This is a genomic window from Micromonospora sp. CA-248212, from assembly GCF_050948405.1.
Taxonomy (GTDB): Bacteria; Actinomycetota; Actinomycetes; order Mycobacteriales; family Micromonosporaceae; genus Micromonospora.
In genome coordinates this window covers 1,799,793-1,821,276 of record NZ_CP192023.1, presented here as the reverse complement: position 1 = coordinate 1,821,276, position 21,484 = coordinate 1,799,793, and the positions used below count along the sequence as shown (strand labels likewise).

23 protein-coding genes and 1 pseudogene are annotated in these 21,484 nt (G+C 73.1%); 13 read left to right on the top strand and 11 right to left on the bottom strand.

The features are described from left to right. Nucleotides 1–23: 23 nt before the first annotated feature. Nucleotides 24–521 carry a dUTP diphosphatase gene (dut, locus tag ACQP03_RS09055; RefSeq protein WP_357122724.1) on the bottom strand — a complete coding sequence of 166 codons (498 nt, stop codon included), beginning with the start codon at nt 519–521 and terminating at the stop codon, nt 24–26. 91 nt (nt 522–612) lie between these two features. Between dut and ACQP03_RS09050 the strand changes: the two genes are divergently transcribed. After that, nucleotides 613–1,170 (top strand): DUF3093 domain-containing protein, encoded by a 558-nt coding sequence (locus ACQP03_RS09050; RefSeq protein ID WP_357393590.1) that lies wholly within the window; start codon nt 613–615, stop codon nt 1,168–1,170. 18 nt (nt 1,171–1,188) lie between these two features. Here the strand turns inward: ACQP03_RS09050 and ACQP03_RS09045 are convergent, their stop codons facing one another. Next, nucleotides 1,189–1,986 carry a hypothetical protein gene (locus ACQP03_RS09045; RefSeq protein ID WP_355053279.1) on the bottom strand — a complete coding sequence of 266 codons (798 nt, stop codon included), beginning with the start codon at nt 1,984–1,986 and terminating at the stop codon, nt 1,189–1,191. 120 nt (nt 1,987–2,106) lie between these two features. Next, the gene (locus ACQP03_RS09040; protein ID WP_007075406.1) at nt 2,107–2,403 is read right to left on the bottom strand and encodes a DUF4193 domain-containing protein; all 297 of its coding nucleotides are present in this window, start codon (nt 2,401–2,403) and stop codon (nt 2,107–2,109) included. 434 nt (nt 2,404–2,837) lie between these two features. Here ACQP03_RS09040 and ACQP03_RS09035 point away from each other — a divergent pair, with 434 nt between their 5' ends. Next, a complete protein-coding gene (locus ACQP03_RS09035) occupies nt 2,838–3,356 on the top strand; it encodes a LytR C-terminal domain-containing protein (RefSeq protein WP_357123363.1) in 519 nt (172 codons plus the stop codon). 21 nt (nt 3,357–3,377) lie between these two features. On the opposite strand, the gene ACQP03_RS09030 is transcribed toward ACQP03_RS09035, so the two are convergent. Next, complete coding sequence (locus tag ACQP03_RS09030; RefSeq protein WP_357122714.1) at nt 3,378–4,199, bottom strand: inositol monophosphatase family protein; 822 nt, start codon at nt 4,197–4,199, stop codon at nt 3,378–3,380. A gap of 289 nt (nt 4,200–4,488) precedes the next feature. Here ACQP03_RS09030 and ACQP03_RS09025 point away from each other — a divergent pair, with 289 nt between their 5' ends. Beyond that, nucleotides 4,489–6,087 carry an RNA polymerase sigma factor gene (locus ACQP03_RS09025; RefSeq protein WP_357122711.1) on the top strand — a complete coding sequence of 533 codons (1,599 nt, stop codon included), beginning with the start codon at nt 4,489–4,491 and terminating at the stop codon, nt 6,085–6,087. 245 nt (nt 6,088–6,332) lie between these two features. After that, nucleotides 6,333–6,566 carry a DUF7455 domain-containing protein gene (locus tag ACQP03_RS09020; protein WP_433460793.1) on the top strand — a complete coding sequence of 78 codons (234 nt, stop codon included), beginning with the start codon at nt 6,333–6,335 and terminating at the stop codon, nt 6,564–6,566. Nucleotides 6,567–7,152: 586 nt separating this feature from the next. Here ACQP03_RS09020 and ACQP03_RS09015 read toward each other — a convergent pair. The 3 genes from ACQP03_RS09015 to ACQP03_RS09005 form a co-directional block, all read right to left on the bottom strand. Then, entirely contained in the window at nt 7,153–8,886 is a 1,734-nt protein-coding gene (locus tag ACQP03_RS09015) for a DEAD/DEAH box helicase (protein ID WP_357175252.1), read from the bottom strand. Nucleotides 8,887–9,065: 179 nt separating this feature from the next. Further along, the gene (locus ACQP03_RS09010) at nt 9,066–9,707 is read right to left on the bottom strand and encodes a trimeric intracellular cation channel family protein (RefSeq protein WP_357122704.1); all 642 of its coding nucleotides are present in this window, start codon (nt 9,705–9,707) and stop codon (nt 9,066–9,068) included. A 40-nt stretch (nt 9,708–9,747) separates the two neighbouring features. Then, nucleotides 9,748–9,966 (bottom strand): DUF3039 domain-containing protein, encoded by a 219-nt coding sequence (locus tag ACQP03_RS09005; RefSeq protein WP_007456912.1) that lies wholly within the window; start codon nt 9,964–9,966, stop codon nt 9,748–9,750. Nucleotides 9,967–10,054: 88 nt separating this feature from the next. Here ACQP03_RS09005 and ACQP03_RS09000 point away from each other — a divergent pair, with 88 nt between their 5' ends. Both ACQP03_RS09000 and ACQP03_RS08995 read left to right on the top strand, forming a co-directional pair. Next, nucleotides 10,055–10,990 carry a pseudouridine-5'-phosphate glycosidase gene (locus ACQP03_RS09000; RefSeq protein ID WP_357122700.1) on the top strand — a complete coding sequence of 312 codons (936 nt, stop codon included), beginning with the start codon at nt 10,055–10,057 and terminating at the stop codon, nt 10,988–10,990. Next, nucleotides 10,987–11,889 (top strand): carbohydrate kinase family protein, encoded by a 903-nt coding sequence (locus tag ACQP03_RS08995; protein WP_357122697.1) that lies wholly within the window; start codon nt 10,987–10,989, stop codon nt 11,887–11,889. Before ACQP03_RS09000 ends, ACQP03_RS08995 begins: the two co-directional genes overlap by 4 nt. A 29-nt stretch (nt 11,890–11,918) precedes the next feature. Here the strand turns inward: ACQP03_RS08995 and ACQP03_RS08990 are convergent, their stop codons facing one another. After that, nucleotides 11,919–12,278 (bottom strand): DUF3099 domain-containing protein, encoded by a 360-nt coding sequence (locus ACQP03_RS08990; protein ID WP_357123360.1) that lies wholly within the window; start codon nt 12,276–12,278, stop codon nt 11,919–11,921. 104 nt (nt 12,279–12,382) lie between these two features. Between ACQP03_RS08990 and ACQP03_RS08985 the strand changes: the two genes are divergently transcribed. Together ACQP03_RS08985 and ACQP03_RS08980 are read left to right on the top strand one after the other, a co-directional pair. After that, nucleotides 12,383–12,670, top strand: coding sequence for a hypothetical protein (locus ACQP03_RS08985; protein WP_282261710.1), 288 nt, complete (start codon nt 12,383–12,385; stop codon nt 12,668–12,670). Nucleotides 12,671–12,684: 14 nt separating this feature from the next. Continuing rightward, nucleotides 12,685–12,996 (top strand): hypothetical protein, encoded by a 312-nt coding sequence (locus ACQP03_RS08980; protein ID WP_363660806.1) that lies wholly within the window; start codon nt 12,685–12,687, stop codon nt 12,994–12,996. Nucleotides 12,997–12,999: 3 nt separating this feature from the next. On the opposite strand, the gene ACQP03_RS08975 is transcribed toward ACQP03_RS08980, so the two are convergent. After that, nucleotides 13,000–13,584, bottom strand: a complete 585-nt coding sequence (locus tag ACQP03_RS08975; protein ID WP_357123357.1) for an HhH-GPD-type base excision DNA repair protein — start codon at nt 13,582–13,584, stop codon at nt 13,000–13,002. A gap of 95 nt (nt 13,585–13,679) precedes the next feature. Between ACQP03_RS08975 and ACQP03_RS08970 the strand changes: the two genes are divergently transcribed. The 5 genes from ACQP03_RS08970 (at nt 13,680) to ACQP03_RS08950 (ending at nt 17,730) form a co-directional block, all read left to right on the top strand. Continuing rightward, on the top strand, nt 13,680–15,164 hold the full coding sequence (locus ACQP03_RS08970; protein ID WP_357122693.1) for a DUF7059 domain-containing protein: 1,485 nt from the start codon (nt 13,680–13,682) through the stop codon (nt 15,162–15,164). Continuing rightward, entirely contained in the window at nt 15,161–15,349 is a 189-nt protein-coding gene (locus ACQP03_RS08965; protein WP_357393601.1) for a hypothetical protein, read from the top strand. The genes ACQP03_RS08970 and ACQP03_RS08965 overlap by 4 nt, the downstream gene beginning before the upstream one ends. Continuing rightward, complete coding sequence (gene dtd / locus ACQP03_RS08960) at nt 15,349–15,771, top strand: D-aminoacyl-tRNA deacylase (RefSeq protein WP_357393603.1); 423 nt, start codon at nt 15,349–15,351, stop codon at nt 15,769–15,771. The genes ACQP03_RS08965 and dtd overlap by 1 nt, the downstream gene beginning before the upstream one ends. A 468-nt stretch (nt 15,772–16,239) precedes the next feature. After that, complete coding sequence (sigB, locus tag ACQP03_RS08955) at nt 16,240–17,232, top strand: RNA polymerase sigma factor SigB (RefSeq protein ID WP_357122684.1); 993 nt, start codon at nt 16,240–16,242, stop codon at nt 17,230–17,232. A gap of 90 nt (nt 17,233–17,322) precedes the next feature. Continuing rightward, nucleotides 17,323–17,730: a VOC family protein gene (locus tag ACQP03_RS08950; protein ID WP_357123354.1), complete on the top strand. Its 408-nt coding sequence runs from the start codon at nt 17,323–17,325 to the stop codon at nt 17,728–17,730. Between the two features lie 13 nt (nt 17,731–17,743). On the opposite strand, the pseudogene ACQP03_RS08945 reads toward ACQP03_RS08950, so the two are convergent. Both ACQP03_RS08945 and ACQP03_RS08940 read right to left on the bottom strand, forming a co-directional pair. Next, a pseudogene (locus ACQP03_RS08945) lies at nt 17,744–20,279 on the bottom strand (GNAT family N-acetyltransferase). 15 nt (nt 20,280–20,294) lie between these two features. After that, the gene (locus tag ACQP03_RS08940) at nt 20,295–21,476 is read right to left on the bottom strand and encodes an acetoin utilization protein AcuC (RefSeq protein WP_357393607.1); all 1,182 of its coding nucleotides are present in this window, start codon (nt 21,474–21,476) and stop codon (nt 20,295–20,297) included. Nucleotides 21,477–21,484 lie beyond the last annotated feature (8 nt).

Sequence of the window (21,484 nt, the reverse complement as noted above, 5' to 3'; positions counted from 1 at the left end):
CGCCCACCCTCCGCTGTTCACGATCACCCTGCCACTTCTTCCGTCTGCCCGCCGGCCGGCGACGGCACCAGCTGAGCGTGCCCACCGGTCGAACCGTGCCCGCCGGTACCACGCGTGGACCCGGGCAGCTCGGCCACCGGCTCGAACCGCGCCCGTGCCACGCGCTGGATCACGAGCTGGGCGATCCGGTCCCCGCGAGAGATCTTCGCGGGCGTGTCCCGATCATGGTTGATCAGGTTGACCATGATCTCACCCCGATAGCCGGCGTCGACCGTACCGGGCGCGTTGAGCACCGTCACGCCGAGCCTGGCCGCCAGGCCGGACCGGGGATGGACCAGGCCCACGTAGCCGTCCGGCAGGGCGACGGCCACGCCGGTGGGCACCAGGGCGCGGCCGCCGGGCGGCAGCTCCACGTCCGCGGCGGCCACCAGGTCGGCCCCGGCATCGCCGGGATGGGCGTACGTGGGCATCGGCAGCTCGGCATCGAGCAGCCGTACGGGCACGGGTACGACGTCGGTCACGGGTCCCCTCTTCGGTCCGGTTGTCTCCGGTGACCCTGCCATCCTGCCGGTTGGCCGGCCCGCCGTGCGCCGTACCCTCGCAGGAGTGAGCATGTCGCCCTCCCCGTCCGCCGATCGGCCAGGGGTTCCGGCCCGCCCGGCGTACGCCGAACGGCTGGACCTGCCCTGGTGGCTGTGGCTGATCAGCCTGGTGGCCGCCGGACTGCTGGCGGTCGAGATCTGGATGGGTGGCTCCGGCGCCCGCGCCTGGGTGCCCTTCGCCGTGCTGCTGCCGGTCACCGCCGTCGGGCTGTGGTGGCTGGGCCGGATCGGGGTGGCGGTCGTCGACGGCGAGCTACGGGTGGACGACGCCCGGCTGCCGGCGCGCTTCGTGGCCGACGTGGTCCCGTTGGACGCCTCCGGGCGTCGTGAGGTGCTGGGCGTGGGCGCGGACCCGCTCGCCTTCGTGGTGCAGCGGCCGTGGATCAGCGGCGCGGTGCAGGTGGTGCTCGACGACCCGGCCGACCCGACCCCGTTCTGGGTGGTGAGCAGCCGGCGTCCGGTCGAGTTGGCCGAGGCGCTGCTGGCCGCGCGGGACGCCGCCAGGCCCGCCGACACCAGGCCCGCCGACACCAGGCCCGCCGACACCACGGCCGGCGAGCCGGGCTGAACGCCGCCCAGGGCCCGCTCAGGTGCCCGTGGGCGGGCCGGGCAGGGCCGGCGGTGGCGCCGGCCGGGCGATGCCGCGACGACGCAGGTCCGCCTGGAGCTGGTCGGCCATCTGGCGGGTGGCCCGGCGGTTCAGGAAGCTGGCCACCGCCGCGCCCGTGAGGAACGGCCCGAGGGTGGTGAGGTTGCGGCCGAAGCGCCGCAGCAGCATGTCCCGCATCTCCTTGCGGGCGGCGGTGCCGAGCACCGCGCCGACCCCCACGCCGGGCACCATCGGGTTGACCCCGCGCTGAGTGGCCCAGGAGTGCACCAGGGCCACCGCCCGCTGACTGCCGGCGTCGGGCAACGACACGCCGTGGATCTCGTGCAGCTCACCGATCAGTTTCAGCTCCACCGCCACGACGGCGACGGTCTCGGCGGCGAGCAGCACGGGCGCGGAGAGCAGCGTGGGCGCCACCGTCCACTCGACGGCGGCGACTCCCCCGCCGGCCGCGCCGATCCCCGCCGTGGTGCGGGAGGCGTTACGGATCAGTCGCTCGGCCAGGGCGGCGTCGTCCAGGCCGGGGAAGTGTCGACGCAGGGTGGCCAGGTCCCGGACCGGCACGTGCGGGGCTATCTCGGCCACCGTGTCGACCATCCAGCGCACCGCGGCACGGGGCTTGAACAGGTCGGAGATGCCCCGGCTGCGGGCCTGGGACACCATCCGGGTGAGTAGTTGGCGTCGCCGGGCCGGCGCGATGTCGTCCTCGGTCAACGCCGCGACGGTGGCGCCGAGGTCGTCCGCGCCGCCGTCGGTGGTGTCGCCTCGATCGCTCATGGGTGGAACCTCCCGGTGCTGTGGCTACCCGCTACGAGTCAAGCAGGTACCCACCGGCGTCGCACGCCTACACCGGTAGCGGCGGCCCCGATCAGGAGGCCGCCGCCGGTGTCGTGCGTGTCAGACGCACTCTCGGCAGATCAGCTCGCCGTTGCGCTCGACCGCCAGCTGGCTGCGATGGTGGACCAGGAAGCAGCGGGCACAACGGAACTCGTCCTGCTGCATCGGTAGCACCTTGACAGTGAGCTCCTCGTCGGCCAGGTCGGCACCGGGCAGCTCGAAGCTCTCGGCGACCTCGGCCTCGTCGACGTCCACCGCGCCCGACTGTGAGTCGACGCGCCGGGCCTTGAGCTCTTCCAGGCTGTCCTCGCCGAGGTCGACCTCGTCGCGACGCGGGGCGTCGTAGTCGGTGGCCATCGGATGTCACTCTCCCATATCGATGTTGTCGCTTCCGGTTGTAACGCCGGACGACGCTGTTTCGGTTCCGCTGGCCGGCAACCACTTGTGTCGGGCACCCGACCCGCGGACCGTACGGGTCGGGACCGCTGGGGCCACTCCCCTGCGAGCGCGGAACCTTACCCCCCCTTGGGCGAGGCATGTATACCGCCCTTGCGGCTGAGATGTACGCCCCCGCACGCGAAGTTGTTCCCAATGTGATTCAGGCGACACGAAGATAGGGGTAGTAGTACCCGGTTCGCGGTCGGCGCGCCGGCATGTCGGACTGTTTCCACGCGACGGCCGGACAACCGTTAACCTCAGCGGCGTATTCGACGGCCGGCGGTCAGCGCGATCGTTGGCGGCCGCCACCACCCACCTCAGCTCCGGGGAGCGCCCAGATGAGTTTTGCGCGAGTGCGAGCACTCGTCGTCGTCGGCCTGCTGGGGGTCCTGGCGCTGGCGTTCGTGATCACCGCGATCGTCCGGGACAGCCAGGGCAAGGCCGGCGCGGCGGGCAGCTGCCCGGACGGCTGGCCGCTGGCCGACGTCACCCTGCACGAGACCAAGGACGTCAAGATCAACGTCCTGAACGCGACCGACGAGCCGGGCCGGGCGAGCGCCGTCGCCGACGACTTCCGGAACCGCAAGTTCCAGGTCAAGAAGGTCGGCAACGCGCCCAAGGGCATCGACGACGTGGCCGTGCTGAAGTTCGGCCCCAAGGGTGTCAGCTCCGCCCACCTGCTGAAGGCGTACTTCCTGGACAACGCCGATCCGGTCTACGACCCCAAGCGCACCGACGACACCGTGGACGTGGTGTTGGGCAACGGCTTCCAGCAGCTCGCCACCACCACCGAGGTCAACCAGTCCCTCGGCGACCTGGGCCCGCCGGTCGCGCCGCCGGGTTCCTGCCCGTCCCCCGGCCCCAAGAAGTGACGGCCTGACCGGCAGTCCCACCTAGGGGCCGCCGGAGGCGTCCAGGGCGGCCAGCCGGTCGTGCAGCCCGGCGAAGAGGGCCGGCGGGGCCGCGATCACCAGGTCCGGGCCCGCCGGGCGCCCGGCCAGGCCGGCCACCCGGGCGCCCGCCTCGGCGGCGACCAGGCCTCCGGCGGCCTGGTCCCAGGCCGACAACCCCTTCTCGAAGTACGCGTCCAGCCGCCCCTCCGCGACCATGCAGAGGTCCAGCGCGGCGGCGCCGAGGCGACGGATGTCACGTACCGAGGCGATCAGTCCGGCCACCACCGACGCCTGGTGCGCCCGACGGCCGGCGTCGTAGCCGAAACCGGTGCCGACCAGCGCCTGCCCCAGGTCGGTCTCACCCGAGCAGCGCAGCCGGACACCGTCGCGCCACGCCCCGCCGCCGGCCGTGGCGGTCCACTCCTCACCGGTGTGCACGTTGCGCACCACGCCGGCGACCACCGTCCCGTCCACCTCGGCGGCCAGCGACACCGCGCTGTACGGCAACCCGTAGAGGTAGTTCACGGTGCCGTCGATCGGGTCGACGATCCACCGCACCCCGCCCGGTGCCACCGGACCGGTGTCCGTCGTGCCGTACTCCTCGCCGAGGACCGCGTCCCCCGGTCGCAGCCGGCGCAGGGCGTCGAGGACCTGGCGCTCGACGGCCCGGTCGGCGGCCGTGACCACGTCGGTGACCGTGCTCTTGGTCGCCGCCACGGAAACTCCCTCGACCCGCATCCGGTACGCGGTCGACGCGGCGTCCCGCGCCACCTCGATCGCGATCGCCAACAATTCCCGCGTTAACGGTGCCGAACGGTCCATTCCAGGGTCCCCTTCCGGCACGACCGGGGCGTTGCGGGCCGTGCGCGAGTATCATCCTTACAAAGTCCACATCTGCGCCGAATCGGCGGTCCCGCCGCCGTTACGCCGTGCGGCGCAGGATGATCGCCGCAGACGGCGTTACAATTCACCCCTACCCACGCGCCGCGGGCCGCCGAGACCACCGGCCGGCCCGGGACACGGGGGTTCCTCAACCACATCGCCCGGCCCGGTTGACCCGCCGTGCCGGACGACCCGGCCGTGCCCGCTCTTCGCCTCCGGAAGGTCATTCGTGACAGAACCCCGCCAGCCCGGCGCCGACGTTCGCTCGCTCACCGACACCCTGATCGCCCATGCGCAGAGCGCTGGCGGTCAGCTCACGTCGGCTCAGCTCGCGCGCACCGTCGAGACCGCCGAGGTGACTCCGGCCCAGGCCAAGAAGATCCTGCGGGCGCTCTCCGAGGCGGGAGTGACCGTGGTGGTGGACGGCTCGGCCAGCACCCGCCGCCGGGTCGCCGCAGCTCGCTCGACGACCCCGGCGTCCCGAGCCACCACCGCCAAGACGACCAAGAAGGCCGCCGCGCCCGCCCCGAAGCAGGCGCCCGCCTCCGACGAGGCGGCGGCGACGCCCGCCCCGCGCAAGGTGGCCGCTCGCAAGACCGCCGGGGTCGCCGCCGCGGCAGCCACCCCGGCCAAGGCGACCAAGTCCACCCGCGCGACCAAGGCCACCGTGGCCGCGGCGGCCGGCGCCAAGCCGGTCAAGGCAGCCGGCAAGGGCGAGGGCGCCGAGGGTGAAATCGACCCGGAGGAGCTCGCCGCCACCATCGAGGACGTGGTGGTCGAGGAGCCGGCCGAGCTGGCCCAGGCCGCCGAGACCGACGCCGCCGCGTCGGCCACCGACAACGACTTCGAGTGGGACGACGAGGAGTCCGAGGCGCTCAAGCAGGCTCGGCGCGACGCCGAGCTGACCGCCTCCGCCGACTCCGTGCGGGCGTACCTGAAGCAGATCGGCAAGGTCCCGCTGCTCAACGCCGAGCAGGAGGTGGAGCTGGCCAAGCGGATCGAGGCCGGGCTCTACGCCGCCGAGCAGCTGCGCGCGGCCGACGAGGGCGAGGAGAAGCTCGCCCGGGAGATGGTCCGCGACCTGGGCTGGATCTCCCGCGACGGCGAGCGCGCCAAGAACCACCTGCTCGAGGCGAACCTCCGTCTGGTCGTGTCCCTGGCCAAGCGGTACACGGGACGCGGCATGGCCTTCCTCGACCTCATCCAGGAGGGCAACCTCGGTCTCATCCGGGCGGTCGAGAAGTTCGACTACACCAAGGGCTACAAGTTCTCCACGTACGCCACCTGGTGGATCCGGCAGGCCATCACCCGCGCCATGGCCGACCAGGCCCGCACCATCCGTATCCCGGTGCACATGGTCGAGGTCATCAACAAGCTCGGCCGCATACAGCGTGAGCTGCTCCAGGACCTGGGCCGCGAGCCCACTCCGGAGGAACTGGCCAAGGAGATGGACATCACACCCGAGAAGGTGCTGGAGATCCAGCAGTACGCTCGGGAGCCCATCTCGCTGGACCAGACCATCGGCGACGAGGGCGACAGTCAGCTCGGTGACTTCATCGAGGACTCCGAGGCCGTGGTCGCCGTCGACGCCGTCTCGTTCTCGCTCCTGCAGGACCAGCTCCAGCAGGTGCTGCAGACGCTCTCCGAGCGTGAGGCGGGCGTCGTACGGCTGCGCTTCGGCCTGACCGACGGTCAGCCGCGGACGCTGGACGAGATCGGGCAGGTCTACGGGGTGACCCGGGAGCGGATCCGCCAAATCGAGTCCAAGACGATGTCCAAGCTGCGACACCCGTCCCGGTCACAGGTTCTCCGGGATTACCTGGACTGAGCCTGTTTCGTCAACCGAACGTGTCGTTTTGACCACCTGGCGTGCAACGCCAGGTGGTGATCGTCCGGATACACGAATGTGATCGTTGACGTGGCACCCTGGGTTCACGGCACACTGTCCCTGCCATGTGTGACCTCGGTCCCCCGCGGGCACACAGGGAAGGCAAGGCCCAGCACGGGTGTTGCACGATAGGTGAGCAACGACCGAAGAGATTGTTCATCGGTGACGACCAGAGGAGGAAGGCGATGACCCCGACCCTCACGCCGCCGCCCGAGACGGTGGCTCCCCCAGCCGCCGATGAACGGTGCGACCGCTGCAATGCTGCCGGCAAGCTCCGAATCACTCTCTCGGGTGGGAGCGAGTTGGTGTTCTGTGGGCACCACGCGAACAAGTACGCGGAGGATCTCGTGAAGATCACCGTTCGGTTCGCGACGGACCCCGAGTTCACCTGGCGTGGCGCCGATCTGATGGCGAACTAAGTCCGCGACCGACATAGCCGACCGGAGGTACCCCACACGGGGTGCCTCCGGTCGGCTTTTCCCTGCCCAGCCCTGCCCAGCGCCCGCCAATATCCACGCAACTTCGGGGATATTGCTGATTCCGACGCGCGAGAGGCAGCAACATCCCCGAAGTTGCGCAGATCTTGGGCACCGGGCCCTCCCCGCGCCCCGCGCCGCCGCGCGCCCCGCGCCGCGCCGCGCCGCGCCGCGCGCCCCGCGCCCCGCCGCGCCGCGCGCCCCGCCCCGCGCCGCGCCGCGCCGCGCCGCGCCGACCAAGATCGTGCTCGAACCAGGATGTAGTGGCCTCACAGACCGTGACACCACTACATCAGTGATCGAGCACGATCTTGGTGGGCACGCGACACCTGGGGGCACGCGACACCTGAGGGCACGCGACACCTGAGGGCACGCGACACCTGAGGGCGCGGGGGCCTGGGGGCGGGGTGCGTCGAATACGCGGGGTGCCTCGAATGCGCGGGGTGCCTCCGCAACCCGGGGGTGCCCGGGTTGCGGAGGCGCCGGATGCCCGCCGTGCGTCCGTGCCGGGGTCGTGGGGTGCGTGGGGTCAGAGGGTCTGCACGGTGGCGATGCGTTCCTCGAGCTGTTCGATGGTGGCCTGGGCGCTCGGCGGCCCACCGCAGAGCCGGCGCAGCTCGGCGTGGATCTTGCCGTGCGGCTGGCCGGTGCGGTGGTGCCGGGCGGCCACCAGAGCGTTGAGTTGGCGCCGGAGCGCCACACGACGCTGGGCGGCACTCAGGGGTACCGGAGGCGCCGCCGAGGGCGCAGCGGCCGGCTGAGCGGCCCGCTCGGCGGTACGGCGACGCTGGGCGGCCAGTTGGTCCGCCTGCCGCTTGGTCAGCAACAGGGAGACCTGGTCGGCGGTGAGCAGACCGGGCAGGCCCAGGTACTCCTCCTCCTCGGGCGTGCCGGCCTGCGCGGCGGTCCCGAACGACGCGCCGTCGAAGATCACCTGGTCCAGTTCGGCGGTGGCCGAGAGCGCGGCGAACCGCTTCTCCAGCTCCCCGCTGGCCTGGTCGTCGCGCTGCGCGCGTTCCAGCAGGTCGTCGTCGAGGCCGTCGGACTCCTTGGGCTTGCCCAGGACGTGGTCCCGCTCGTTCTCCATCTCGCTGGCCAGCCCGAGCAGGTGCGGCACGCTGGGCAGGAACACCGAGGCGGTCTCACCGGGGCGGCGGGCCCGCACGAACCGGCCGATCGCCTGGGCGAAGTACAGCGGGGTGCTGGCGCTGGTGGCGTAGACGCCGACGGCGAGCCGGGGGATGTCGACGCCCTCGGACACCATCCGCACCGCGACCAGCCACCGCTGGTCGGACGCCGCGAACGTCGCGATCCGCGCGGACGCGCCCTGGTCGTCGGAGAGGACCACGGCGGCCTTCTCACCGGTCACCTGCTCGATCAGCTTGGCGTACGAGCGTGCGGTCTGCTGGTCGGTGGCGATGATCAGGCCACCGGCGTCGGGCATCCCCGCGTTACGCAGCACGGTGAGCCGGGCGTCGGCGGCACGCAGCACCTGCGGCATCCAGTCCCCCGCCGGGTCCAGGGCGGTACGCCACGCCTGCGCCACCAGATCCTGGGTCATCGGCTCGCCGAGGCGGGCCGCCAGCTCGTCCCCGGCGTTGGTACGCCAGCGGGTCTCCCCCGAGTACGCGAGGAAGAGCACCGGCCGGACGACCCCGTCGCGCAGCGCGTCGGCGTAGCCGTACACCGAGTCGGCGCGGGAGCGCAGCAGCCCGTCACCGCCCCGCTCGTACTCGACGAACGGGATGGGGTTGTCGTCGGAGCGGAACGGCGTGCCGGTGAGCATGAGCCGGCGTACGGCCGGCTCGAAGGCGGCCTTGACACCGTCGCCCCAGGTGCGGGAGTCACCGGCGTGGTGGATCTCGTCGAGGATGACCAGGGTGCGACGGGTCATCGTGCGTCGCCGGTGCACCTGCGGGGCCATGCCGACCTGGGCGTAGGTGATCACCGCGCCGTGGAAGTCGGCGGCGGAGTGCACGTCGGCGTTACGGAACGCGGCGTCGAGCTGGATGCCCACCCGGGCCGCGGCCTCGGCCCACTGGGTCTTCAGGTGCTCGGTCGGGGCCACCACGGTGACCGCCTCGACGGTGCCGTCGGCGAGCAGTTCGGCGGCGATGCGCAGGGCGAAGGTGGTCTTGCCGGCGCCCGGGGTGGCGACCGCGGTGAAGTCGTCGGTACGCCGGCGCAGGTACTCCACCAGGGCCTTGCGCTGCCAGGCTCGCAGTGCCGGGAACGTCTCGAGCACCGGCGTCCGGGCTGCCACGCGAAGCTCCTCTCCGACCGCACCAGGGCGGACACCGGGCGAGGGCCACGAGTACCGCCGCCCATGAAAACGCCTCCGCGCAGTAGCTGCCGCGAAGGCCGACTCAGCATAACCAGCGCGCGCCCGCAGGCCCAGGCGACGCCACGCTGGTCACATTGGCAACGGCGGTGCGACGGGCCTCACCAGGGGTCGCCGGTGTGCGGTGGACGCAGGGTCGCCACCGGCGCGGACCAGCGTCGGCGCAGCGCGACCAGGCGCAACCCGAACACGCCGACGGCGGCGGCGGTGAGCGGCACCGGGCCGGTCTGGCCGGTCAGGTGGAGCAGAGCGACCGCGACCGATCCGACCAGCGCGGCCACCGCGTAGATCTCCCGGCGCAGCACCACGGGGATCTCCGCGGTGAGCAGGTCGCGGCCGAGCCCGCCGCCGATGGCGGTCAGCATGCCGATCAGGCAGGCGCCGACGGCCGGCACCCGGGCGTCGAGCGCCTTGAGTGTGCCGGTCACGGTGAACAACGCGAGGCCCGCCGCGTCGAGCACCAGCACGGTGGTGCGCAGCCGGGCAAGTTGCGGGTGCAGCCAGAACACGGCGACCGCGGTGATCGCGGCGGTCGCGGCGTACCGCCAGTCGGCGAAGGCCAGCGGTGGCACCTCGTCGATGACGAGGTCGCGGAAGATGCCGCCGCCGAGCGCGGCCACGAAGCCGACGAACGCGACGCCGAAGAGGTCGAGCCGTTTGGCCACCGCGGCCGAGGCCCCGGAGGCGGCGAACACCGCGACCCCGGTCAGGTCGGCGAGGAGCAGGGCGGTGGAGGTGGTCACCGCCGCAGGCTACGTCGCCGGCCGAAGGACCGGCCGGGGTTCACTCGCGGTACGAGTCGTAGATCTCCTTGCACTTGGGGCAGACCGGGGAGCCCGGCTTGGCCGCCTTGGTGACCGGGAAGGTCTCTCCGCAGAGCGCGACGACGAAGGTGCCCATGACGGCACTCTCGGCGATCTTCTCCTTGCGGACGTAGTGGAACATTTCCGGACCGGTGTCGGCGTCCTTCAGCTCCGGACGCTCGAGAACCTCTGTGCTCACGTCTGCACCTCCAACCGACAAGTTTGGCAGGTCATCACGGCCGGGTCCACTTGAGGCCGGCCGACGTCCGACCCCGTACGGTGCCCGGGTGACTGACTTTCGCATCAGCTACGGCACCGAGGTCGCCGCAGCCCTGCGCGACGGCCGACCCGTCGTCGCCCTGGAGAGCACCATCGTCTCGCACGGCCTGCCCCGCCCGCAGAACCTGCGGGTGGCGCGGGAGATCGAGCAGGCGGTCCGGGACGCCGGGGCGGTGCCGGCGACGATCGGCATGATCCGTGGCGATCTGGTGGTCGGCCTGGACGACGCGCAGCTGACCCGACTGGCCACCGTCGATGGTGTGACGAAGCTCTCGGTGCGGGACCTGGCCGTGGCGGCGGCCGCCGGCGCGGACGGCGCCACCACCGTGGCCGCGACCAGCGCGGTGGCCGCGGCGGCCGGGATCGGGGTGTTCGCGACCGGTGGGTTGGGCGGGGTGCACCGGGAGGCGGAGCACACCTTCGACGAGTCGGCGGACCTCGTCACCCTGGCCCAGACGCCGATCACGGTGGTCTGCGCCGGAGTCAAGTCGATCCTCGACGTGGGCGCGACGTTGGAGCGCCTGGAGACCCTCGGGGTCGCCGTGCTCGGCTACCGCACCCGACGGTTCCCCGGCTTCTACCTCACCGACGCCGGCTTCGACCTGGACTGGTCGGTGGACTCGCCGGAGCAGGTCGCCGCCGTACTGGCCGCCAGGGACGAGCACGCCGTGCACACCGGCGCGCTGCTCGTCGCCAACCCGCTGCCGGTCGACGAGCAGCTCGACCCCGAGCTGCACGACCGGACTCTCGCCGACGGCCTGGCCCTGCTGGAGCGGGACGGGGTGACCGGCAAGGCCGTCACGCCGTACCTGCTGGCGCACTTCCACTCGGCCACCGAGGGCGCGAGCCTCGCGGTCAACATCCGGATCATCCTGCGCAACGCCGACCTGGCCGCGCGCATCGCGGTCGCCACGGTCGCCCGCGCCTCCGCCGTCCCGGCATGACCCCTGGGACCCGGGTGGTCGTCGTCGGAGACGTGATCACCGACGTGGTCGCGGTGCTCACCGGGCCGCTCGCGGCGGGCACGGACACCGAGGCCGGGATCAGCCTCGGCGGCGGCGGCCAGGCGGCCAACACCGCCGCCTGGGTGGCCGCCCAGGGGTTGGCCGTCACGCTGGTCGGCGCGGTCGGCGACGACGACGCGGGGCGCGACCGGGCGGCCGAGTTGGCCCGCGCGGGCGTGGACTGCGTCCTCGATCGGGTGCCGGGCGTACCCACCGGCACGGTGGTCGTGCTGACCGGCGACGGCGAGCGGACCATGATCACGTCGCGGGGCGCGAACCTGCGGTTGAGCGCCGAGCACGTCGACAAGGCCCTCGCGGCGGCGCCCGACGCGGGGCATCTGCACCTGTCCGCGTACACCCTGTTGGACGCCGCGTCGCGCGCAGCGGGGCTGCGGGCGTTGGCCGCCGCCCGCGAGCGCGGGCTCACCACCAGCGTCGACGCGGCCTCCGCGGGGCCGCTGCGGCGCGTCGGCGCGCGGGCCTTCCTGGGTTGGGTACGCGATGTCGACCTGCTCCTGGTCAACGCGGACGAGGCCACGGTGCTGGCCGGCGGTCTGGACCCGGCGGCGCAGGGGCGGGCGTTGTCGGCGACGGCCCGGCGGGTGGTGGTCAAACGTGGCGCGGCGGGGGCGGTGTGGGTCGAGGGCCGCCCGGCAGCGGTCAGCGTGGCAGCGGCCCGGCGGGTGGCGGTGGTGGACGTCACCGGGGCCGGCGACGCCTTCGCGGCCGGGCTGCTGACCGCCTGGCTCGGCGGGGCCACCGCGACCGCGGCCCTGGACCGCGCGACCGAACTGGGGGCGCTGGCCGTCTCCAGCGTCGGCGCCCGACCACCGGCCTGAGACGTCGGAGCCCTGGCCCGCGGGGCGGGTCAGGGCTCGACGTCGATGATCTTGTGAGGGCGCTCCTCGGCGGTGAGGCTCATGGGTGGGGTCTCGACCCGCCGCCGCGGGTGGAACCGGTTGGACAGCCGGTGCTCCTCCTTGGGCGGTCGGTCGTTCGCCAGGAGCACGGCTAGCCACGGGATGAGCACCATGCCGAGGGCGCACAGCGGCAGCCAGAGCCAGAGCAGGGGAGCGTTCGCGCCGACCAGGATCGCTCCGGCGACGATGCAGGCCACCCGGATGCCCATCATGAGGACATAGCGGCGCTGACGGCTCGTGAGCTGATCGTGCTGGCTGCGCGAGGCATCGGTGATCAGAATCGGCTCGTACGCCTGACGCTTCACCAGGGACCTCCTCGAGGGGATTACGCCCCATCCTGTCACCACGAAGCCGTGATCAGCGAATATCGAGTCATCCCGGTACGTGTTACGCGCGTGGTACGCTGCGCGACGTGGGCAGCAGGTTCAGCTTCACCGACGAGGCGTTGGCCAACCTGAGGGTCTACGACGTCACGCCCGGGGAAGTCTGGGAGGCGCTGCACAGCGCGCGACGGGTCATCCGCCACCTGGGCGACGACGTGATGGTGGTCTACGCCGCCGCCCGCCGGGGCCGTCGCCTGGCGGTGCTGCTCGCCGAGGCCGATGGCACCGACAACGACTGGGACATCCTCTCCGCCCGCGAGCTGAGCGACGCCGAGTCCAAGCGCTACGACGAGGCCGTGCGGAGAGATCGCCGATGAGGGGGGCCGTGACGATGCACCGCAACGACGCGACGAAGCAGTTCCACAGCGGCGACGACCGGCTCGCCGAGCTGATCGACGAGAGCCCCGCGGTGGACCTGCCCACACCCGACACCGACGTGCCGATGGTCAGCCGGTCGGTCCGGCTGCCGCTGGAGACCTACGAGCGGGTCCGCGCCGCCGCCGACGCCCGGGGCATCGGGGTCACCACGCTGATGCGGCAGTGGATCGAGGCCGGCCTCGCCGACCTCGACGACTCGGCCACCGTCTCGCTGGCCGACGTCCGGCGCGCGCTGGCCTCCCTGGCGCACCCCACCGCCGCCTGAACGTCAGCCCTGATCGGCCTTCGCCGCCGCCTTCATCTGCTGCTTGTACTCCCGCACCCGGCGCAGCGAGTCGGCGTCGGTGACGTCCGCCACCGACCGGTACGCGCCGGGGTCGCCGTACCCGCCGGCCGCCGTCCGCCAGTCCTGCGGGGTCACCCCGAACCGCTTGCCCAGCAGCGCCACGAAGATCTGCGCCTTCTGCCTGCCGAAGCCGGGCAGGTCGGCGACGCGCCGCAGCAGCTCCGGCCCGTCGGCGACGCCCGACCACAGCAGCGCCGCGTCGCCGTCGTAGCGCTCCACGAGCACCCGGCAGACCTCCTGCACCCGCGTCGCCATCGCCTTGGGGAACCGGTGCAGGGCGGGCGGAGTGGCGAAGAGCGCGATCAGCGCGTCCGTGTCGTAGCCGGCCAGCTCCGCCGCGTCCAGGTCGTGACCGAGCCGCTGCGCCAGCACGTACGGCGAGGAGAAGGCCTTCTCCATCGGCACCTGCTGGTCCAGGGTCATGCCGATGAGCAGGGCCAGCGGGCTGCGCTCCAGCAGTCGGTTGGCCTCGGGGCCGATGGGAAGCACGAGCGTCATGGCCACCATCGTGCCCCGCCCACCGACCCGGTCGGACACCGACGCTCCGACGTCCGTCGGCGGGTGCCGCCGACCCGGGACGCGACGCGGGGCAGGATGGCGACGTGGACGAACACGACATGCTGCTCTCCCCCGCCGGCGTCGACGCCCTGCGGACCGCGCTGACCCGGGCCGGGTTCACCAGCAACGGCATCGCCGAACGGCTCGGCCCGCAGGCCACCGCCTCGGTCGCGCGCAACGACTACCGGGCCGCGCTGCGCGCAACCGAGGACCGCGATCCGCTCGCCACGCTGATCCGGCTGTTCATCTGCGACCAGACCGAACCGGAGACTGCCGTCGCCGCCGCGCTGGCACCGTTGGGGCTCGCCGAGGCGCTGGCCGGCGGGATCGTCGAGCGGTACGACGAGGGCCTGCGCGCGGGCGTCGACCTGGAACCGTACGGCGACGACTGGTGGGTGCTCGCCGACGTGCCGGCCTCGGCCCGGCCCGGTCGACCCCTGCACGCCGAACACGTGCTCGGTATCGGCGGGGCCACCCACACCCTGATCGGGGCGACCGTACGCCGGCCGGTCGGCGCCGCGTTGGACCTGGGCACCGGCTCCGGCGTGCAGGCCCTGCACCTCGCGACCCACGCCGACACGGTGACTGCCACGGACCTCTCCGAGCGGGCCCTGCGCTTCGCGGCGACCAACGCCGCCCTCAACGGCCAGGACTGGGAGCTGCTGCGCGGCGACATGGTCGCGCCGGTGGCCGGCCGTCGATTCGACCTGGTGGTGAGCAACCCACCGTTCGTGGTGGGCCCGGGCACCACCACACACGTCTACCGCGACTCGGGTCGGGTGGGTGACGCCATCGCCGCCGAGCTCGCCGCCGCCGCCCCCGGCCTGCTCACCGAGGGCGGCACCATGCAGTACCTCGCGAACTGGGTGCACGTCGCCGGTGAGGAGTGGGACGAGCGGGTGGCCGGCTGGTTCGCGGGAACCGGCCTGGACGCCTGGGTGATCCAGCGCGAGGTCGCCGATCCGATGGCGTACGTCGACCTGTGGCTCACCGACGTCGGTGAGGGCGCCGACCCGCAACGGGCGGCCGTCTGGCTGGACTGGTTCGACCAGCACAAGATCGAGGCGATCGGCTTCGGGATCGTGTCCCTGCGCCGCGGCGGCCACGCCGATCCGGTGGTCCGCGTGGAGGACCTGCGCCAGCGGGTCCAGCCGCCGCTGGGCGACCAGATCGGCGCGTGGTTCGACCGCCAGGACTTCCTGCGGGTACGGGACACGGAGGCGTTGCTCGCCGAACGCTACCGGGCCGCCGACGGTCTCCAGCTCCGCCAGGAGGCCACCATGGGTGACGAGGGCTGGGCGGTCGACCGGCAGGTGCTCGCGATGCCGCACGGCCTGCGCTGGACCGAGGAGATCGACCCGTTGGTGCTGGCGCTGGTCGGCGGGGCGGACGGCCGCCTACCGCTCCGCGACCAGCTCGCCCTGCTCGCGGCCGCCCACGACGTCGAACCCGCCGAGATGGCCGAGGCCGCCGGCCCGATCGTCGCGCACCTGGTCGAGCGCGGCTTCATCCAGCCGGTGACCGAGTGATGCCGCGGACCGGCGCGGCGACGCTACCGCCGACTCCTGCGGCGGCAGCGGTGCCCACGGCGGCGGCGCTGGTGCCGACACCCGCGGCGCTGGTGCCCCCGACGGCGGCAGCGCTGGTGCCGACAGCGGCGGCGCTGGTGCCGACAGCGGCGGCGCTGGTGCCGACAGCGGCGGTGGTGCGCTGATGCGGGCCGTGGTGCAGACGGTCGGGCGGGCCAGCGTGACGGTGGACGACGAGGTCGTCGGTGCGATCGAGGACGGCCTGCTGGTGCTGCTCGGCGTGACGCACACCGACACCGCCGAGACCGCCGCGACGATGGCCCGCAAGGTGCACGAGCTGCGCATCCTGGACGACGAGCGGTCCGCCGCCGACGTCGGGGCGCCGATCCTGGTGGTCAGCCAGTTCACCCTCTACGGCGACGCCCGCAAGGGCCGCCGTCCGAGTTGGACAGCAGCGGCCCCCGCCGAGATGGCCGAACCCCTGGTGACGGCGGTGGTGGAAGCCCTGCGCCAACGCGGCGCGAAGGTCGAGACCGGCCGCTTCCGCACCCACATGCTCGTGGAAAGCACCAACACAGGCCCCAAAACAATCCTCCTAGACCTCTAACCCCTCCCCTCCCCTTCCCCCCTCCCCTCCTCCCTCTCCCCTTCCCCCCTCCCCGCGTCGATCAAGAGGTTCGCGTCAAATTCCGCACGATTCTTGACGCAAACCTCTTGATCACCGGGAGCGTCGGGGGCGCCGGGAGCGCCGACAGCGCCGACAGCGCCGACAGCGCCGACAGCGCCGACAGCGCCGACAGCGCCGACAGCGCCGGGAGCGTCGACAGCGCCGGGAGCGTCGACAGCGCCGGGAGCGTCGACAGCGCCGGGAGCGTCGACAGCGCCGGGAGCGTCGGGGGGCCCGGGGGGGGGCGGCAAGCGGGCTGGTGACAGTTTTTTGTGGCGATCCTGCGGGATTGCTGTCGGGTCCGCGATCAGCTCACTCCCGTTTCACGTCCCGCCCGCCAAGCTGTGTCTCACACCGGCACCACTGGGCCGGAGACACGGCACAGACGTGGGATACGGGGAGACGAAGATGACGGAACACCGGACGCGCCCGGCCACCAGCACCGAGACCGAGGCCCTCACCGACCTGGACGCCACCGACGAGCGCGGCATCTCCACCGACCTGGTCCGGGCGTACCTCAACGGCATCGGCCGGACGAAGCTGCTGACGGCCGCGCAGGAGGTCGAGCTGGCCCGGCGGGTCGAGGCCGGACTGTTCGCCGAGGAGAAGCTCGCCACCTGCACTCCGGTCTCGGACGAACTGCGGGCCGACCTGGAGCTGATCGTCGTCGAGGGCCGCGCGGCCAAGGACCACCTGCTGGAGGCGAACCTGCGGCTGGTGGTCAGCATCGCCAAGCGCTACACCGGACGCGGGATGGCCTTCCTCGACCTCATCCAGGAGGGCAACCTCGGTCTGATCCGGGCGGTGGAGAAGTTCGACTACGCCAAGGGCTACAAGTTCTCCACGTACGCCACCTGGTGGATCCGGCAGGCCATCACCCGCGCCATGGCCGACCAGGCCCGCACCATCCGTATCCCGGTGCACATGGTCGAGCAGGTCAACCGGATGGTCCGGGCCCGCCGCGAGCTGGCGGTGACGCTGGGCCGCGAGCCAGGCGTCGCGGAGATCGCACGGGCGCTGGAGATCCCCGAGTTCCAGGTCATCGAACTCATCTCGTACGACCGGGAGCCGGTCAGCCTGGACCAGGCCGTCGGCGACGACGGGGAGAGCGCGCTCGGTGACTTCGTGGCCGCGGTGGACCCGCGTACCGACCCGGGCGAGGGGGCCGCGCAGGGCGAGCTGCGTAACGAGGTGAGTGTCGTGCTGGCCACGCTGTCGCAGCGGGAGCAGGCGGTCATCCGGCTCCGGTTCGGGCTGGACGACGGCCGGCAGCGCACCCTGGACGAGGTCGGCCGGGAGTTCGGCCTGTCCCGCGAGCGTATCCGGCAGATCGAGAAGGGGACGCTGCTGAAGCTGCGCGCGCCGGAGCGGGCCCAGCGCCTGGAGGCGTACGCCTGCTGACGCGCCCGAAGTTGTGGAAGGCCCTGGCGGTTCGCCGGGGCCTTCCCCCTTGCCGCGATGGTTGACTGGAGACCCGACGAGAGGCCACCCGTGAACTGGACGCTGGAAGTCGTGATCGTGCCCGTGTCGGATGTGGACCGGGCGAAGAGCTTCTACGCCGACCAGCTTGGTTTCGCCGTCGACCACGACACCGTGATCGGTGACGACGCGCGCATCGTGCAGCTGACCCCGCCCGGTTCCGGCTGTTCGATCGTGGTCGGCAAGGGCGTCGTCCCGGAGATGCCGCCCGGCTCGCTCAGGGGCCTGCAACTGGTCGTGCCCGACCTGAAGCGGGCCCACGCCGAGCTGGTCGAGCGGGGCGTGCGGGTCAGCGAGATCCAGGTGGTGGGCGTCAACCCCCGACCGGTGCCCGACCCGCTGGACAATGTCGGCTTCGTCTTCTTCGCCGACCCGGACGGAAACACCTGGGGCGTGCAGCAGATCTCCAGCCGCGCCTGACCGACGCGCGCCCTCACAGGCGGCGGGGGCCGGTGTCCGGCCGGGCGGCCACGCCGCCGACGCGTACCTGGGCGTGCAGGACCGAGATGCCGTCCGGGCGGGCGAGCACCGGATTGAGGGTGACCGAACGTACCCGGGGCTGCTCGTCGGCGAGCTGACCGACCCGCAGCAGCAGGTCGGCCAGGGCCGCGCCGGTGTCCCCGCAACAGCGGCGCCGCGCGGGGCTCGTCCACCAGTTCGGCGGCGTCGGTGTCGGTGAGCGGCACCGCCCGCCAGGCCCGGTCCCCGAGCAGGTCGGTGGCGACTCCCCCGAGGCCGAAGCCGACCACCGGGCCGAACGCCGGATCTTCCACCAGTTCCACCACGCAGGCCACCCCGGGCGGGACCATCGGCTGCACCAGCACGTCCGCGCCGAAGCCGGCGGCCATCTCGGTGTACGCGCGGCGGACGCCGGCCTCGTCGCGCAGGTCGAGACGGACCGCTCCCAGGTCGAGCCGGTGCCGCAGCCCCGGATCGGCGGCCTTGAGCGCCACCGGGAGACCCACCCGCGCCGCCGCTTCGGCCGCCGCGTCGACCGTGTCCACGAGCGTCGACGGCACGGTCCCGATGCCGTACGCGGCCAGCAGCGCCCCCGCGTCGACGGGGTCGGCGCGCAGCGCGGCCTGCGCGGCGTCCCGGTCGATGCGGGGCAGCTCGGGTGCCACGCCGGACGGGCGGCCCAGCCACCGCGCGTACCGGTGCACCCGGGCGAGGGCGCGGACAGATTCCTCCACGCCGCCGTACGCGGGCACCCCGGCGGGCAGCCGGCCGACCAGGAAGGTCGCCACGGTCGGTTTGCCCAGGGCGAGGGCCGCCGGAAGGGCGGCGGTGACGTCGGCGTCCACGTCGGTGCGTTGACCGGGCAGCGGTGGGGCGAAGACCACCACGAGGGCGTCCACCCGGTCGTCGCCGGCCGTCTCGGCGAGGGCGGTGGCGAACTCGGCGGCCCCGGCGCTGGGCCCGACGTCACGGGGGTAGCCGTCGGCCACGGTCAGGCCCTGCGCGACGCACGCCCTCGCCGCCAACCCGGTCAGCGCCGACGAGTTGCCGACCACGCCGACCCGGTCGCCGGTGGGCAGGGGCTGGTTGGCCAGCAGCACCCCCACGTCGAGCAGTTCCGCCACCGTGTCCACCCGGATCACCCCGGACTGGGCGAAGAGCGCGGCCACCGCCACCTCGTCCGGGCCGGCGGCGTCACCGACCCCGGGCGGGCGGGCCGGCGAGGCGAGCGCCACCACCGGTTTGGCGCGACCGATCCGCCGGGCCAGCCGGGCGAACTTGCGCGGGTTACCGAACGTCTCCAGGTACAGCATGATCACGTCGGTGCCGGGGTCGTCCTGCCAGTACTGCAACAGGTCGTTGCCGGACACGTCGGCCCGGTTGCCGGCGGAGACGAAGCTGGACAGGCCGAGGCCACGCCGGTCCGCCTCGGCGAGCAGCGCCACCCCGAACGCGCCGGACTGGCTGAAGATCCCCACCCGACCGGCCGGCGGCAGCGCGGGCGCGAGCGTGGCGTTGAGGCGTACCGTCGGATCGGTGTTGGCCACGCCCAGACAGTTCGGGCCGACCACGCGCATGCCGGCGGCGTGGGCCGCGCGGACCAGCGACCGCTGGGTGGCCGCGCCCTCGCCGCCGGCTTCGGCGAAGCCGGCCGAGATCACGACGAGGCCGTGCACGCCGGCGGCGGCCGCGTCGGCGACCACCGCGGTCGCCGCCTCCGGCGGGACCGCCACCACCGCCAGGTCCACCGCCACCTGGGCGTCGACAGCGCTCGGGTACGCGGGCAGCCCGGCCACCGTGGACGCGCTCGGATGCACCGGCACGACCGCGCCGGTGAACCCGCCGTCGCGCAGGTGCCCGAGCACCGCCGCGCCGACGCCCTGCCCGGTGGCGCTCGCGCCGTAGACGGCGATGCCCCGCGGCGCGAGCAGGCGGGCGATCGAACGCGCCTCGGTGCGGTGCTCCCGGCCGCGCTGCACCTCCAGGGTGGCCTCGGTCGGGGCGGTCGGGAAGCTCAGGTGCACCACGCCGTCGGCGTACGCGCGCTGGACCTGGTAGCCGAAGTCGGCGAAGACCCGCAGCATCGTCCCGTTGGCCGGCAGCACCTCGGCGACGAAGCTCATGATGCCGTTGCGCCGGGCGGCGTCGGCCAGGTGCTCCATCAGCACCGAGCCGATGCCCCGGCCCTGGAAGGCGTCCTCCACCACGAAGGCCACCTCCGCCTCGGGCGCCTGCGGGCCCAGGCGCTCGTACCGGCCAACCGCGACGATCTGGTCGGCGGCCAGCACCACGAACGCCTCCCGGTCGTGGTGGTCGACCGTGACGAAGCGGATCAGGTCGCGTTCCGGGATGCGCGGGTACGGCGAGAAGTACCGCAGGTAGCGGGTGCGCTCGGAGAACCGGCTGTGCATCGCCACCACGCCCGGCGCGTCCGTCGGGTCGATCTGTCGCAACTGGACCGTGCTGCCATCGCTGAGCAGCACGTCGGCGGGTTGGTCCACATTCGTCACCGGAAACGGCCCGGCTCAGTCCCGCGGATCGTACGGATCGAGCCCGAGCAGCGGGAAGACGGTCTTGCGGGTCGCCGCGATGGCCCGGTCCACCGCGTTCGGCTCGCCCGTCGGCTGCCACGGCTCGTACGACGGGTCGGCGTCGTCGGTCATCCGCAGCGGGATCTCCCGGCCCGGTCGACGGGCCGCCGCCAACTCCCGCCAGGCGAGCGGGGTGAGTGTCGCCGGGTCGATCGGGTCGCCGGTCGCCACGGCCAGCAGGTGCGTCCACGCCCGGGGCACCGCCTCGACCAGCGCGTACCCGCCACCGCCGGTCGCCACCCAGCGGCCCTCGCACAGCTCGTCGGCGAGCGACCGCAGCGCGAGGTAGGTGGCGCGCTGCCCGTCCACCGTCAGGTTCAGGTCGGCCAGCGGGTCCAGCCGGTGCCCGTCCGCGCCGCACTGGGTGACGAGCACCTGCGGGCGGAACGCGCGCAGCACCGACGGCACGATCGCGTGGAACGCCCGCTGCCAGCCGGCGTCGTCGACGCCCGGAGGCAGCGGCATGTTCACCGCGCTGCCCCCGGCCCCCGGCCCGCCGGTCTCGTCGGGAAAGCCGGTACCGGGAAAGAGCGCCAGCGGCGTCTCGTGCAGGCTGACCGTGAGCACCCGCGGGTCGTCCCAGAAGATGTCCTGCACACCGTCGCCGTGGTGCACGTCCACGTCGACGTACGCGATCCGCTCCGCGCCCAGGTCGAGCAGCCGGGCGATGGCCACCGCCGGGTCGTTGTAGACGCAGAAACCGGACGCCCGGGCGGGCATCGCGTGGTGCAGGCCACCGGCCACGTTGACGGCCCGACGGGCGTCTCCCCGCCAGACCGCCTCCGCGGCGGCAACCGTCGCGCCGGCGATCAACGCGCTCGACTCGTGCATCCCCTCGAAGATCGGGTTGTCGGAGGTGCCCAGCCCGTACCCGGCGAACAGCGGGTCGCGCGGCGCGGCCCGTACGGCGGCCAGGTAGGCCGGGTCGTGCACGCGGGTCAGCAGGGCGTCGTCGGCGGGCTCCGGCTTGACCACGCGCACCCCGGGTCGGGTCAGGACGCCCAACTCCTGGGCGAGCGCGACGGTCAGCTCCACCCGGACCGGGTCGAGCGGATGGTCACCCAGGTTGTAGGCGAGCAGCGCGGGGTCCCACACCACCACCGTGTCGTCGGACATGAGCCCAT